Raw genomic sequence first — 13,542 nt, 5'->3', positions numbered from 1 at the left:
GGGAAGAATACCGGTCAACCGGTCACCTTCGGCGAAGGCTCACCCCGTGCTGACCTTGTCGTCCACCGGCGCCGCGGCGGCCTGCGGCGGGTTCTTCTGTTCGTGGTAGGCCGCCTCGAGAGCGGCCGGAACCGTCTCCAGGTCGCGGTAGACCCCCATCAGTTGTTCCAGGACCTTGATCCGCTGCTCGCTGGCGGCGCGCACCGCCCGCCGCGCCTCCTCGCGGTCCCGTTCGACGCGCTCGTTGGCCTCGGCGAGCAGCTGCTCACGCGCCCGCCGGGCGTCCTCGCGCATGCTGGCCAGTTCGGCCTCGAGGGTTTCCTTGGTTTCGCGATACTGCGCTTCCATCGCCTTTTGCTGCGCGGCCAGATCCGCCAGCACCTCGCGGTGCTTTCGCTGCTCGGCCTCGATTTCGGCTTCGGCCGCCGCGATCAGCGCCTCGGCCTCGGCGCGCGCCTCGGCCTGCATCTCGGAAATCTCGTCGACGGCGCGGCTCAACATCTTCGCCATCCGTTGCTGGATCGCGTGCGGCGCGGGTGAGGTGTCGGTGAGCGCGGCCACCTCCTTGCGCAGCGCGGCCGCTTCCTCCCCGGATTCCTTCAGCCGGGCCCGCAGGCTTTCGACGTCGTTGAGCAGCAGATTCTGCTTGGTGGTCAACATCTCGATGTGGGCGTCGACCGCGGCCGCGTCATAGCCCATCCATTTGCGGCTGAATGCCGTTGTGGGTTCGGTGATCACTGCCAATTTCCCCTCCCCGGGAACTCCGGAATCCGCGTTGCTTCGACCCCGCCCACCCCCGGTCGAGTATGTCAGGTCCGGCCCCGGCGCGGACCACGCCGCCGCGGGCGAGCACTCAGGCTCGACGATAGCTGTGAAACCGATACCGCAGCCCAGAGCGGCTGACCTGCCATTCGCCCGTCTCGCCACGCCACGTCTCGTCGAGCACCGGGGCCAGCGCGTCCTCGTCCTCGCGGACCAGGTCGACCTCGATCTCGGTGACCTCGCACCGGCCGGCGTGCGGCAGCGCGAGCCGGTAGATCTGGGCGCCGCCGATCACCCACGCTTCGGGGTCGGTGAGGGCCTTGTCCAGCGAGTCGACCACTTCGGCTCCGTCGGCGGCGAAGTCGGCCCGGCGGGACAGCACGATGTTTCTGCGACCGGGCAGCGGCCGCACCCGGGCCGGCAGCGAGTCCCAGGTCCGCCGGCCCATGACGACGGTGTGGCCCACGGTCACCTGCTTGAAGCGGGCCAGGTCTTCGGGCACATGCCAGGGGATGTCGCCATTGCGGCCGATGACACCGGATGTGGACTGCGCCCACACCAAGCCGAGAAGTGTCATACAGCGACGGGAGCCTTGATAGCCGGGTGTGGATCGTAGTTCTTCACGACGATGTCGTCGTAGGTGTAGTCGAAGATCGAATCCCGGTGGGCCAAAACGAGTTCCGGATACGGCCGCGGATCGCGACTGAGCTGCGTGCGCACCTGGTCGACGTGGTTGTCGTAGATGTGGCAATCACCGCCGGTCCAGACGAACTCGCCGACGCCCAGGCCGGCCTGGGCCGCCATCATGTGCGTCAGCAGCGCGTAGCTGGCGATGTTGAACGGCACACCCAGGAACAGGTCGGCGCTGCGCTGGTAGAGCTGGCAGCTCAGCCGCCCGTCGGCCACGTAGAACTGGAAGAACGCATGACACGGCGGCAGCGCCATCTGCGGGATCTCGCCGACGTTCCACGCCGACACGATGTTGCGCCGCGAGTCCGGGTCGGTGCGCAGCAATTCCAGTGCGGCGCTGATCTGGTCGATGTGCTCACCCGAAGGGGTCGGCCAGGACCGCCACTGGACGCCGTAGATGGGACCCAGATCGCCTGTGTCGCTTGCCCATTCGTCCCAGATCGTGACGCCGTGCTCGTGTAACCAGCCGACGTTGGAGTCGCCGCGCAAAAACCACAGCAACTCGTAGACCACCGATTTGAGGTGGACCTTCTTGGTGGTCAGCAGCGGGAAGCCGGCCGACAGGTCATAGCGCAACTGCCGGCCGAACAGGCTGCGGGTGCCGGTCCCGGTGCGGTCCGATTTGGCCGAGCCCGTCTCGAGGACCAGGCGCAGTAAGTCCTCGTAGGGCGTGGGGATCGGCACGCGGAAAGCTTAACGGCGATCGCGAGCGCGGCGTAGCCGGGCGCGGCGGGTCGACGCCATTAATTTGCCGCTAGCTCCCAGGAGTAGAACGGTGCCATGCCGAACATCACCGACACCATCACCACCGCCGACGGGACCTGCACGGTCCAGCTGTTCACCCCGGGAGGTCCGGACACCCAAGCCCCGCACCCCGGCGTGATCATGTACCCCGACGCCGGCGGAGTGCGCGACACCTTCGGGCAAATGGCGGCCAAGCTGGCCGGATTCGGTTACACGGTGCTGCTGCCGGACGTGTACTACCGCAACGCCGATTGGGCCCCCTTCGACATGGCCACCGTGTTCGGCGACGAACAGGAACGCAAGCGCCTGTTCTCGATGATCGGCGGCCTGACGCCCGACAAGATCGCCAGCGACGGCCGCGCGTTCTTCGACTACCTGGCCGAACGCCCGGAGGTATCCGGGGAACGCTTCGGCGTGTGCGGCTACTGCATGGGCGGGCGAATCTCGGTGCTGGTGGCCGGCCGGATTCCGGACCGGGTCGCGGCCGCGGCGTCGTTTCACGGCGGCGGCCTGGTGTCCGACACCGCGGACAGCCCGCACCTGCTGGCCGAGAAGATGACCGCGACGGTCTACGTCGGCGGCGCCGAGAACGACGCATCGTTCACCGCCGACCATGCCGAACAGCTCGACAAGGCGCTGACGGCGGCCGGCGTGCGGCACACCATCGAGTGGTACCCCGCGGCGCACGGCTTCGCGGTCCCGGACAACCCGCCCTACGACCCGGCCGCCGCCGAGCGGCACTGGGAGGCGATGACGGAGGTGTTCGCTGCGGCGCTGCCGCGTTAACGCCGTCGCCGGCCCACCGCGTCGAGCAACAACTTTGCGGCCACCGCCGCACCGTCGGCGCGGGTCGCGGCGGCCACCGCCGTCGCCCGCGCTCGGGTCTCGTCGCCGAGGACGACCTCGAGTGCGGCCGGCAGCGAGCCCGGGGGCGGAGTCGGGCCGTCGCACGCGCTGCCGATGCCCAGCTCGGCCACCCGGCGGGCCCAGTACACCTGGTCGGCCCCCTGCGGCACGACGAGCTGCGGCACGCCCGCTCGGGCCGCGGTCGTCGTCGTGCCCGCGCCGCCGTGGTGCACGACGGCGGCCACCCGCCCGAACAGCGCTTGCTGGTTGACCTCACCGACGCCCAGGCAATCGTCGCGGTCGTCGATGGGGGCCAGCCCGGCCCAGCCGCTGGACAGCAGCACGCGTCGGCCCCGGGCGCGGATGGCCTCGATCGCCATCGGCACGACCTCCTTGGAGCCCCACAGCGGCATGCTGCCGAAGCCGACGTACACCGGCGGCGCGCCGGCGTTCAGGAACTCCTCCAGCTCGGCCGGCAGTGGGCGCTCGTCGGGCAGCACCCACGCGCCGGTCTGCACGACGTGCAGGTCGGCCAGCGGCTGCCACGGGCCGAGCGTCGGGTCGGCCGCCAACCACGGCTGGTTGGTGTAGGCGTAATTACGGACGTCGGTCACCGGGGTCAGGCCGATCGTTGCACGGTGGCTGTTGAGGGTGGGGCCGAACAACGTATTGGCGTTGTGGGCGTTGTGATTCCACATCACCCGGTTGTCCGTCTCGCTCGTCCCCATGCCGCGGCCGACGAATTCCGGCGGCGGGTGGTACGGCGACGGGAGGTGGGTCGGGTGGTAGCTGGCGTAGGCGTAGTGGATGCCGAGTTTGTCGGCCACCGAACGGGCGCCGGCCGCCGTCCACACCAGCGCGGTCGACACGATCGCGTCGCATCCCTGCGCCGCGGCGGCGACGGTGTCGAACTGCGCGGCAAGCAGCCCGAGCACGTGCGCGCGCAGATCCTGCTCCGACGACTGCGCCGCCGCGGTCGTCATCGCCCGCACCGACGGGCCGAACCCCACCAGCGGGATCCCGAAATCTGCTGCCCGCTCGGCGAATTCGTCGTCGGGCGGCGCGCATACCACCGCCTCGGCGCCGCACGCCTGCAGCTGCACCGCCAGTGCCAGCAGCGGTTCGACACCACCGCGCGAATCGTATGTCGACAACAACACCCGCATGGCTATTACGACACCGGCAGGTCGACCAGCCCGGCCAGCCGGGCCCGATGACGGTAGGCAGTGCCGAACGCCAGCTGATCGCTCTTGGCCCGCTTGAGGTACAGGTGCGCCGGATACTCCCACGTCATGCCGATGCCGCCGTGCAGCTGCACGCACTCCTCGGCGGCGTGCACCGCGACGTCGCTGCAGTAGGCCTGCGCGACGGCCGCGGCGATGCTCGCGTCCGGGTCTTCCCGAGCGCGGGTATCGGCGGCATGGCGCGCCGCCGCCGTCGCCGCACCGACCTCGAACCACAGGTCCGCCAACCGGTGCTTGATCGCCTGATAGGACCCGATCGCGCGGCCGAACTGCTTGCGCTGCTTGGCGTAGGCCAGCGTGGTGTCGAAACACCACTGCGCCACCCCGAGCTGCTCGGAGGCCAGCAGCGCCGCACCGGCCTCCAGCGCGGCGGCCACCGCGTCCTGCCCCGGACCGACAGAGGTCGACGGCGCTGCCGAAAACTGGATATTCGCAAGCGGTCTCGTCATATCCAGGGCCAGCAGCGGTGACACCTGAACCCCCGCCGCGGTGGCGGACACGGTGTGCAGTTCGAGGCCGTCGGCGCCCGCAACCGGCACCACCAACACGTCGGCTTCGGCGGCGCCGGCGACGCTGCTGACCGCTCCGCTCAAGCCGTCGGCACCGCTGCTCACCCCCGCGACCGGATCGCCGGGCGCGGTGGACAGCGGCACCGCCAACGCCGCGGTGAGGTCGCCTTGCGCGAGCGCCGACAGGGTTTCGGTCTCGCCGGCCCGCGCCAGCGCGACCGTGGCGAGCACCGCGCTGGACAAAAACGGCACCGGCGCGACGGCGCGGCCGATCTCCTCCATCACGACGGCGGCCTCGCGGGCACTCGCGCCGGCCCCGCCCAGCGATTCCGGCACCAACAGACCCGCGACCCCCAGCTCACCGGCCAGTCGCCGCCACACATCGGAAAAGTCTTGTGGCTCAGGGTCGTAAGCCCGGTTGAGGACTTCGGGTAGGCACCGGTCGGCGAACAGGTGACGAACGCTGTCCCGCAGGGCGTCCTCGGTGTCGGAGTACAGCAAGTCCCCGATGCTCATCGATCCAGGTCCTTCCACGCGACGTCCTTGTCGACGCGGTGTTCGCCGGGCAGGCCGAGAATCCGCTCGGAGATGGTGTTGCGCAAGATCTCCGAGGTGCCACCCTCGATCGAGTTCCCGCGCGCGCGCAGATACCGGTAGCCGGGTCCGCGGCCGACCAGGTCGACCGTCTCGGGCCGGCGCATGGTCCAGTCGTCGTAACACAGTCCCGCCTCGGCGTGCATTTCGATCTCGAATCCCGAAATCGCTTGCGCCAGCGTCGCAAAGGCGATCTTCATGCCCGCCCCCTCCGGCCCTGGCTGGCCGGTGCTGGCCTGCTGCCCCAACCGTTCGCCGGCGAGCCGCAACACCTCCGCCTCGACCCACAACCGCATCAGCTCGTCGTGCATCGCGGGATTACGCAGTGTGGGATCGTGTCGCCACGCGGTGGCGACCTTGCCGATGTGGCCGCTTTCGCGGGGCACACCGGAGCGGGAGCCGATCGCGACGCGCTCGTTGTTCAGCGTGGTGGTGGCGACCCGCCAGCCGCCGCCCTCGGGGCCGAGCCGATTGGCGTCGGGCACCCGCGCATCGGTGAGGAACACCTCGTTGAACTCGGCCTCGCCGGTGATCTGGCGCAGCGGCCGGATCTCGACACCGGGTTGGGTCACGTCGCACAGAAAGTAGGTCAGGCCGGCGTGTTTGGGCACCGTCGGGTCGGTGCGGGCAACCAGGATGGCCATCTGGGCGTTCTGGGCCTGCGACGTCCACACCTTCTGCCCGTTGACGATCCAGTCGTCGCCGTCGCGAACGGCGCGGGTGGACACCCCGGCCAGGTCCGACCCGGCACCCGGCTCGCTGAACAACTGGCAATAGATCTGTTCACCGGTGAACAACGGGCGCAAGAACTTTCGCTTCTGTTCGTCGGTTCCGAACGCCGCGATGGTCGGCGCCGCCATGCCCATGCCGATGTAGTTCTTCACGGTGCCGCCCACCGGTGCACCGGCCGCGGCGAGCTGCGCGTCGACCCGCTCCTGGGCTTTGCGCGGCAGGCCCAGGCCGCCGAACCCCTGCGGTAGGTGCACCCAGGCCAGGCCCGCATCGTATTGCGCGCCAAGGAATTCCCGCGGCTCGGTGGTCGCCGGGTCGTATTGGTCCAGCAGCGCCCGTATCCGGGCATCGAGATCTGCGGTACTCATGGTTTGCCCTCGGGCCGCATCTGGAAGCCCTGCGCACCGCCGAGCAGCAGACCGCCGTCGATGACCATCGTCTCCCCGGTGATCCAGCTCGCCGCGTCGGAAACCAGGAACGCCACCGCGTTGGCCACGTCGACGGGCTCGCCGATGCGACCGAGCGCGATCTGCGACGCCAGCGGATCTTCGTGGTCCTTCCACAGCGCCTCGGCCAATCTGGTGCGAACGACTCCCGGTGCGATCGCGTTGACCCGGACACGTGGCGACAGTTCCAGGGCCAGTTGTTTGGTGACGTGGATCAGCGCGGCCTTGGTGGCGTTGTACATCCCCATCGCCGGGGATTGATGCAGGCCGCCGATGGAGGCGGTGTTGACGATCGCGCCACCGTGCTCGCCCATCCATGCTTTGACTACCAGGGATGTCCACAGCAACGGCGCCCACAGATTGACCTCGAAGATTTTGGTGAATCGCGCGTGATCCTGATCGATCAGCGGGCCGTACGCCGGGTTGGTGCCGGCGTTGTTGATCAAAATGTCCACGCTGCCGAACTTTTCCAGCGTGAGCGCCACGCAGCTGCGCGCGGCGTCCTCGTCGACCGCGTGAGCGCCGACACCCAGGGCCCGTTCCCCGACTTGCGCCGCGGCCGCATCCGCTGCTTCCTGTTTGCGCGCGGTCAGCACCACATTGGCGCCCGCGGCCGCCAGCTGCTGCGAGATCGCCAAACCTATTCCGCGCGAGGCCCCCGTGACAATCGCAGTACGGCCGGTCAAATCCAGTGTGGTCATCGTTGTACACCTTTTGTTTTGTGGGGACCCGGAGTTCGCTGGCGGAGCAAGTCGATTGCAATCAATCTTTTCCGGAGAGGTTTTGTCCGCACGCGTGCGTGGTATGCGAGTCGCATGTTAGCGAAATTGACCCTCCTGAAACCACTGGTGATCGGCGGCGCCGTTGCTGCTGCGATCGCTGCTGCACCGATGGCCGCTGCGGATAGTTTTGCGACCGCCCCGGCAATGACGAGCCCGGCGCCCACCCACGTCGTCTTCAAGGACGACCCGGGTGGCGGCGGCTGCGACGCCAATGGCAACTGCGGATCCGGCGGCCAGAACAACGGGCCGGGTGGCGGGCCGGGCGGCACCGGCTGCATCCCGGGCGTCGGCTGTGGCTCCGGCGGCCAGAACGCCGGCCCGGGTGGCGTCCCGGGCGGTACTGGATGTCTGCCAGGCGTTGGCTGCGGATCCGGCCACGCCTGATTCCCCTCCGGCACGGCCCTATCAGACTCTCGCCAGCCTGGTGATCCAGGCCCGGGAGTCTGAGGGGTCGATCACGTCATCGAGTTCGAACGTCGTGGCGGCCCGAAGCGCCTTACCGTGTTGGTAGGCCGCCGCCACCAGCTTCTCGAATAGCTGCTCGCGTTCGGCGGGAGAGGCTGCCGCGGCCAGCTCCTTGCTGAAGCCGAGCCGCACCGCGCCTTCCAGCCCCATGCCGCCGATCTCCCCCGTCGGCCAGGCGACGGTGAACTGCGGGGCGTGAAAAGAACCCCCCGCCATGGCCATTGCGCCCAGGCCGTAGCCCTTGCGCAAGATGATCATTCCCAGCGGCACCGTCAGCCGCGCGCCCAGCACGAACATCCGGCCGAACCGGCGGACCGCGGCTTGCTTTTCCGCGTCCGGCCCGACCATGAATCCCGGTGTATCGCACAACGAAATGACCGGCAGCCGGAACGATTCACACAGGGTGAGGAAGTCGCCGGCCTTGTCGGCGGCCTCCGCGTCGATCGCCCCGCCCAGATGGTGGCTGCTGTTGGCCAGCAACCCGTACGCCACGCCCTCTACCCGCACCAGTGCGGTGACGATCCCGACGCCGTAGTCGGGGCTCAGCTCGAGGACGGAGCCGACGTCGACGATCGCCTCGATCGCCCGGCGCACGTCGTAGGCGCGTAACCGGTTCTCCGGCACCACATGTCGGGCCAGCCGCGGCTCGGGCGCCGCCCAGTCGCCGATGCTGCCCTGAAAGTACGACAGATACTGCTTGGCCAGCGACACCGCGTGCGCCTCGTCCCGCGCGACCAGGCTCACCACCCCGTTGTGCCGCTGCACGTCGATCGGGCCGATCGCCTCGGGCGGATACACCCCGAGCCCGCCGCCCTCGATCATCGCCGGCCCGCCCATCCCGATGTTGGCGTCCGGCGTCGCGATGATCACATCGCACACCCCGGCCAACGCGGCATTGCCGGCGAAGCAACGCCCGGAGACGATGGACACCAGCGGCACCCGACCGCGCAGCCCGGCCAGCACCCGAAAGGTCGGCACGTCCAGCCCGGCGGCGCCGCCGACGTCGGTGTCGCCGGGCCGTCCGCCACCGCCTTCGGCAAACAGCACCACCGGCAAGCCTTTTCGGCCGGCCATGTCGAAGACGCGGTCGGTCTTGGCATGGTTGCGCATGCCCTGCGTTCCGGCGAGCACGGTGTAGTCGTAGGACACCACGACCGCCTCGGCCGCCGCCCGCCCGAACCGGTCGGCGCCGATGGTCGCCAAGCCGGCGACCAGTCCGTCGGCCGGTGTGTTGGCGATCAGATCCTCGTCCGAGCGCCGGCTGCGTTGGGCGGCGATGGCCAGCGCGCCGTACTCGACGAAGCTGCCGTCGTCGACCAGGTCGGCGATGTTCTCCCGGGCGGTGCGGCGCCCCTGCTGGTGCCGCTTGGCGACCGCCGCTACCCGGCCCTCGTCGAGCGTGAGCAGATGCCGGCGCCGGACCTCGTCCAGGTCGGCACGCGGCTGGTCGAGATCGATTGCGGGAACACAGGACTCGCCGCCCACGCCGGCGCCGGTGCGGGCGAAGACGACCAGCGGGTCCCCGGTCCCCACGACCTGACCCGGTGTCACGAGATTGCGGAGCGTGCGTAGCGCATCCGGCGCGACGAGCACGTGCTGCATTTTCATTGCTTCCAGCACGACCAGCTGGTCGCCGGGCGATACCTCGGTGCCCTCGGGGGTCACCTCCACCACGGTTCCGGCCAGCTGGGCGCGCAGCGCCTCCTCACCGGGATACAGCTCGACCGGCACCACCCGGGTGTCATGCTCGTGCGTCAGCGCCGCGGCCGCCAGCTCGGGCAGCTTCGCGTCGAGGAAGCCGGTCGTCACCACACCCAACTGGATCTGGCTGTCGGACAACAGCTCCTGCAGAAAACTGAGGTTCGTGCGCACACCCTCGATGCCGAACTCGCCCAGCGCGGTGCGCGACTTGCGCAGCGCCGCCTGCAGCGACGGCCCGCGGACGTGGGTGACGACCTTGGCCAGCAGCGAGTCGTAGCGCGCAGTCAACGCCAACCCCGTCCGGCCGAAGGTGTCGACGCGCACTCCCGGACCGCTCGGCGGCGAGAACACCGTCAGGGTGCCCGCCGCGGGCACCACCGTCCCGTCCGCGGTCATGGTCTCCGTGTTGACGCGGGCCTGTATCGCGATGCCGCGCCGCGCGGCGGGCTCGCCGATGACTTCCTCACCGTCAGAAGCGATTCCGGACGGCAACCCCAGCTGGTAGTAGGACGCGCCGCCGGCGATCGCGAGCTGGGCGGCCACCAAATCCACCCCGGTGGTCTCTTCGGTGATCGTGTGCTCGACCTGGATGCGCGGGTTGATCTCGAGGAAGACGAACGTCTCACCGGCAACCAGGAATTCGACGGTGGCCAGCCCGCGCAGGCCCGCTCTGCCGCACAACCGGGCCGCGGCCAGGTGCAGCTCGCGACGCAGGGAATCCGAAAGCCCTTGCGCCGGTGCTATTTCGACGAGCTTCTGGTAGCGGCGCTGGATGCTGCAGTCGCGGTCGCCCAGGGCAAGCGCATGCGTTCGGGGCCCGGCCGGCGCCGCGACGATCTGCACCTCGATATGGCGGGCGTCGTCAAGCAGCGCCTCGGCGAACACGGCGGGATTGCCGAATCCCAGTTGCGCCTCGGCGGCGCACTGGCGGTAGGCGTTGTCGATCTGGTCGGCGCTGTCCACTCGGCGCATACCGCGCCCGCCCCCGCCGGCCAGCGCCTTGATCATGATGGCCCCGTCGTGGGCGGCGAAGAATGCGCGGACATCCTCGATGCTGCTGGGCCCTGCGGTGGCCGGCAGCACCGGCACCCCCGCGGCGACCGCGGCGGCGCGCGCCGTGGACTTGTTACCGACCGTCTCGAGCACAGCGGCATCCGGCCCCACGAACGTGTGCCCGGCGGTTGCGCACGCACGCGCGAAATCGGCGTTCTCCGCGAGAAAGCCGTAGCCCGGGTGAATCAGCTGCGCCCCGGCGTTTTTCGCCGCCGCCAGGATCGAGGACTGATCCAGGTAGGCGTCGGGACCGCTGCCGGGCAGGCCGATCGCTTCGTCCGCCGCATGAACGTGCGGGCTCTCGGCGTCGTCCTCGGCGTAGACCGCGACCGTCTGCATGCCCAATTCCGTTGCGGTGCGGATGATCCGAAGAGCAATCTCGCCGCGGTTGGCGATCAGCAAGGTCGTGGTCATCGCAGCGCGTCACCCCACTGCACCTCGCCCCGAAGCCTGGCCTTGAGGAGTTTGCCACCGGCGTTGCGCGGCAATGGTTCTGCTGCCACCGTGACGTATTGCGGGATCTTGAAGTCGGCGAGCTGCCCGCGGCAGTGCTCGAGTACGGCCGGCACGTCGATCTGCGCTGCCCCGCCGAACAGTACGGCGCCGACCTTCTCCCCCATGACCTCGTCGGGCACCGCCAGCACGCACGCATCCGCGACGTTGGGCGCGGCCAGCAGCACCGCCTCGACCTCGACGCTGGAGACGTTTTCGCCGCCGCGGTTGATGATGTCCTTGAGCCGGTCGACGATGTGCACCCGGCCCGCGGCGTCGACCCGAACCACGTCGCCGGTGTGCAGCCAGCCGTCCACGATGGTGGCCCGGGTGGCCTGCGGCCGGTTCCAGTATCCGGCAGTCAGATTGGCCCCGCGCGCCACCAACTCCCCGACGCCCGCGTCGCCTCCGCCGGCGATCACGCCGAGGTCCACCGAGGGGACGGCGTACCCCACCGAGTCGGCGTGGTCGATAGCGTCGGAGTCGGGCAGCACGGTCATCAACGAGGCGGACTCGGTCATGCCGTAACCGTTGAACACCGTGGCGTGCGGGAACGCGTCTTTCACCGAACCCACCAGCGACGGCGCGATGGGCGCTCCACCGTAGCCCACCCAGCGCACACCGGACACATCGAGGTTTGCGAATTCCTTGTGCCGCAACAATAGCGAGTAGACCGCGGGCACCGTCACCATGCTCGTGATGCGCTCAGCCCGCAGCGAGTCGATCAGCTGGTCCAGGTTCAGCGCCGGCAGGATCACCGCCGTTCCCCCCACCGCGGCGGCCACCAGAAGCTGTGTGTTGCAACCGGTTACATGGAACAGCGGCACCGAGATCAGGGTACGCAGACCCGCTCCGACATCCCTCGACAACCCTTGGCACCGAAGCACGTTCTCGATGTTGGTGAGGAACGCCTCGTGGCTGGTCGGCACGCCCTTCGGGTGGCCGGTGGTCCCCGAGGTGTAGAACAGCGCGGCCGCGTCCGTGCGCGCCGGCCCCTCGGCCACATACGGTTGCCCGTCGGGCAGCGGCACGTCCGCGGCCAGATCCACCCGGGCCCCGCAATCGGACAACACGAACTCGACCTCCGGCTGCGCCGACCGCGTATTGACCGCCACGGCAACGCCACCGGACATCACGGTTCCCCAAAACGCCAGCACCCAGTCGATGCCCGCGGGGTGGCGCACTGCGACACGGTCACCGGGTTCGACACCGGCCGCGCGCAATCCACCGGCGACCCGCGCGGCGCGCTCCCACAGCTGCCGGTAGGTCAATCGCCCGGCTCCGACTTCGACGACGGCCTCGCCGTCGGGATGGCGGTCGACCTGCTCGGCCAGCATGTCCAGCAGCGTCGCCGGCAGATCGTCGTAGCGCGGGATGCCGTCAGGATCGCGGGTCACGCCCGTCGTCGCGAACGGGTTGTGCTCGCGCGAAATTTCGATCACTTCAGGCATGCCCGGTCCTTACTATCGGCGTGTCCTATCGTGATAGCGGTGACGATCGACGATTCCGCCATCATGCCCGAGGCGTTCTTCACTGTCGACGGCGACTCCTACGTTCCGGGCCCGCTGACGCAAGGGCCATGGGGTGCGGCGATGGGCGGCCAGATCGTCGGCGGCCTGTTGGGTTGGGGCATAGAACAATCGGGCATCGATCCCGACTTCCAGCCCGCCCGCCTGACCGTCGACCTGTTGCGGCCGGTGCTGCTGCGCCCGGTGCAGGTTCAGACCTCGGTACAGCGGGAAGGCCGCCGTATCAAACTGGTCGACGCCGCCCTGATCCAGCGCGGCGAGATCGTCGCCCGGGCCAGCGCGCTGTTCCTGCGCCGCGGCGAGCATCCCGACGGCCGGGTGTGGTCCCTGCCGGTGAAGATGCCCGAGCTGCCGACCTCCTCTGACGGTTTCCCGGCCGACATGCCGTTTCTCATCTGGGGATACGGGGCCACCTTCGAAGGAAGCCCCGGCATCGCCGCGGGCGAGTGGGAGCAGTCGCACGCCCAGAAGTTCGCCTGGGCGCGGCTGTTCCGGCCGATGGTGCACGGCCACCCGCTCACACCGTTTATCCGCCTGGCCTTCGCCGGCGACATCACGAGTTCGCTCACGCATTGGGGCACAGGCGGATTGCGCTATATCAATGCCGACTACACCGTGACCGCGAGCCGATTGCCCGACGGAGAGTTCATCGGGCTGGCCGCCCAAAGCCACTACGGCACAGCCGGGGTGGCCACCGGCGCGGCGACCCTGTTCGACTGCCACGGCCCGATCGGAACCAGCTCGGCACTGGCGGTGGCCCAACCCGCCGACGCATTCAAGCCGACCCACACCTAGTCCACCCGCAAGCGTTGTTGGGCGCGCTATTGCCGTCATGGTTGTCGGTATTTGTCGCATTTTGAGCAGCACGAGGTACCACCGTGCAAGGCCGCGGACTCGCACGGCCATTCGCCTTGCGAATTCACCCATATATTTCGCGCGCGACAGTCGCGTTG

General features: G+C 69.2%; 12 protein-coding genes. 3 read left to right on the top strand and 9 right to left on the bottom strand.

All coding sequences use genetic code 11. The features are described from left to right. Positions 1-39 precede the first annotated feature (39 nt). From BN973_RS11500 to BN973_RS11490, 3 genes are all read right to left on the bottom strand, one after another. Positions 40-738, bottom strand: coding sequence for a coiled-coil domain-containing protein (locus tag BN973_RS11500; RefSeq protein ID WP_036468201.1), 699 nt, complete (start codon positions 736-738; stop codon positions 40-42). A 115-nt stretch (positions 739-853) separates the two neighbouring features. After that, positions 854-1,339: a dihydrofolate reductase gene (locus BN973_RS11495; protein ID WP_036468200.1), complete on the bottom strand. Its 486-nt coding sequence runs from the start codon at positions 1,337-1,339 to the stop codon at positions 854-856. Then, positions 1,336-2,136, bottom strand: coding sequence for a thymidylate synthase (locus tag BN973_RS11490; RefSeq protein WP_025736172.1), 801 nt, complete (start codon positions 2,134-2,136; stop codon positions 1,336-1,338). The genes BN973_RS11495 and BN973_RS11490 overlap by 4 nt, the downstream gene beginning before the upstream one ends. 96 nt (positions 2,137-2,232) lie before the next feature. Here BN973_RS11490 and BN973_RS11485 point away from each other — a divergent pair, with 96 nt between their 5' ends. After that, positions 2,233-2,982 (top strand): dienelactone hydrolase family protein, encoded by a 750-nt coding sequence (locus BN973_RS11485; RefSeq protein ID WP_036468199.1) that lies wholly within the window; start codon positions 2,233-2,235, stop codon positions 2,980-2,982. Here the strand turns inward: BN973_RS11485 and BN973_RS11480 are convergent. Genes BN973_RS11480 through BN973_RS11465 form a run of 4 tightly spaced genes read right to left on the bottom strand, consistent with a single transcriptional unit; the run spans position 2,979 to position 7,268 of the window. Further along, complete coding sequence (locus BN973_RS11480) at positions 2,979-4,208, bottom strand: glycosyltransferase (RefSeq protein ID WP_036468198.1); 1,230 nt, start codon at positions 4,206-4,208, stop codon at positions 2,979-2,981. The genes BN973_RS11485 and BN973_RS11480 overlap by 4 nt on opposite strands. A gap of 5 nt (positions 4,209-4,213) precedes the next feature. After that, positions 4,214-5,311: an acyl-CoA dehydrogenase family protein gene (locus BN973_RS11475; protein ID WP_036468197.1), complete on the bottom strand. Its 1,098-nt coding sequence runs from the start codon at positions 5,309-5,311 to the stop codon at positions 4,214-4,216. Beyond that, positions 5,308-6,489: an acyl-CoA dehydrogenase family protein gene (locus BN973_RS11470; protein ID WP_036468196.1), complete on the bottom strand. Its 1,182-nt coding sequence runs from the start codon at positions 6,487-6,489 to the stop codon at positions 5,308-5,310. The genes BN973_RS11475 and BN973_RS11470 overlap by 4 nt, the downstream gene beginning before the upstream one ends. Continuing rightward, positions 6,486-7,268: an SDR family oxidoreductase gene (locus BN973_RS11465; protein WP_036468194.1), complete on the bottom strand. Its 783-nt coding sequence runs from the start codon at positions 7,266-7,268 to the stop codon at positions 6,486-6,488. Before BN973_RS11465 ends, BN973_RS11470 begins: the two co-directional genes overlap by 4 nt. A 135-nt stretch (positions 7,269-7,403) precedes the next feature. Between BN973_RS11465 and BN973_RS30455 the strand changes: the two genes are divergently transcribed. Further along, entirely contained in the window at positions 7,404-7,733 is a 330-nt protein-coding gene (locus BN973_RS30455) for a PE-PGRS family protein (protein ID WP_084163601.1), read from the top strand. Positions 7,734-7,754: 21 nt separating this feature from the next. On the opposite strand, the gene BN973_RS11455 is transcribed toward BN973_RS30455, so the two are convergent. Together BN973_RS11455 and BN973_RS11450 are read right to left on the bottom strand one after the other, a co-directional pair. Then, a complete protein-coding gene (locus BN973_RS11455; protein WP_036468190.1) occupies positions 7,755-10,982 on the bottom strand; it encodes an acetyl-CoA carboxylase family protein in 3,228 nt (1,075 codons plus the stop codon). Then, positions 10,979-12,511 (bottom strand): class I adenylate-forming enzyme family protein, encoded by a 1,533-nt coding sequence (locus tag BN973_RS11450; protein WP_198048917.1) that lies wholly within the window; start codon positions 12,509-12,511, stop codon positions 10,979-10,981. Before BN973_RS11450 ends, BN973_RS11455 begins: the two co-directional genes overlap by 4 nt. A gap of 39 nt (positions 12,512-12,550) precedes the next feature. Between BN973_RS11450 and BN973_RS11445 the strand changes: the two genes are divergently transcribed. Next, positions 12,551-13,384 carry a thioesterase family protein gene (locus tag BN973_RS11445; RefSeq protein WP_036468187.1) on the top strand — a complete coding sequence of 278 codons (834 nt, stop codon included), beginning with the start codon at positions 12,551-12,553 and terminating at the stop codon, positions 13,382-13,384. Positions 13,385-13,542 lie beyond the last annotated feature (158 nt).

This window comes from Mycobacterium triplex, assembly GCF_000689255.1.
Classification (GTDB): domain Bacteria; phylum Actinomycetota; class Actinomycetes; order Mycobacteriales; family Mycobacteriaceae; genus Mycobacterium; species Mycobacterium triplex.
Note: the sequence above shows the minus strand (reverse complement) of the source record. Positions and strands in the feature narration are given on the sequence as shown.

Coding starts and splice junctions, on each gene's coding strand:
- BN973_RS11495 (WP_036468200.1), bottom strand. CDS start 1,339: ATGACACTTCTCGGCTTGGTGTGGGCGCAGTCCACATCCGGTGTCATC.
- BN973_RS11485 (WP_036468199.1), top strand. CDS start 2,233: ATGCCGAACATCACCGACACCATCACCACCGCCGACGGGACCTGCACG.
- BN973_RS11480 (WP_036468198.1), bottom strand. CDS start 4,208: ATGCGGGTGTTGTTGTCGACATACGATTCGCGCGGTGGTGTCGAACCG.
- BN973_RS11475 (WP_036468197.1), bottom strand. CDS start 5,311: ATGAGCATCGGGGACTTGCTGTACTCCGACACCGAGGACGCCCTGCGG.
- BN973_RS11470 (WP_036468196.1), bottom strand. CDS start 6,489: ATGAGTACCGCAGATCTCGATGCCCGGATACGGGCGCTGCTGGACCAA.
- BN973_RS11465 (WP_036468194.1), bottom strand. CDS start 7,268: ATGACCACACTGGATTTGACCGGCCGTACTGCGATTGTCACGGGGGCC.
- BN973_RS11455 (WP_036468190.1), bottom strand. CDS start 10,982: ATGACCACGACCTTGCTGATCGCCAACCGCGGCGAGATTGCTCTTCGG.
- BN973_RS11450 (WP_198048917.1), bottom strand. CDS start 12,511: ATGCCTGAAGTGATCGAAATTTCGCGCGAGCACAACCCGTTCGCGACG.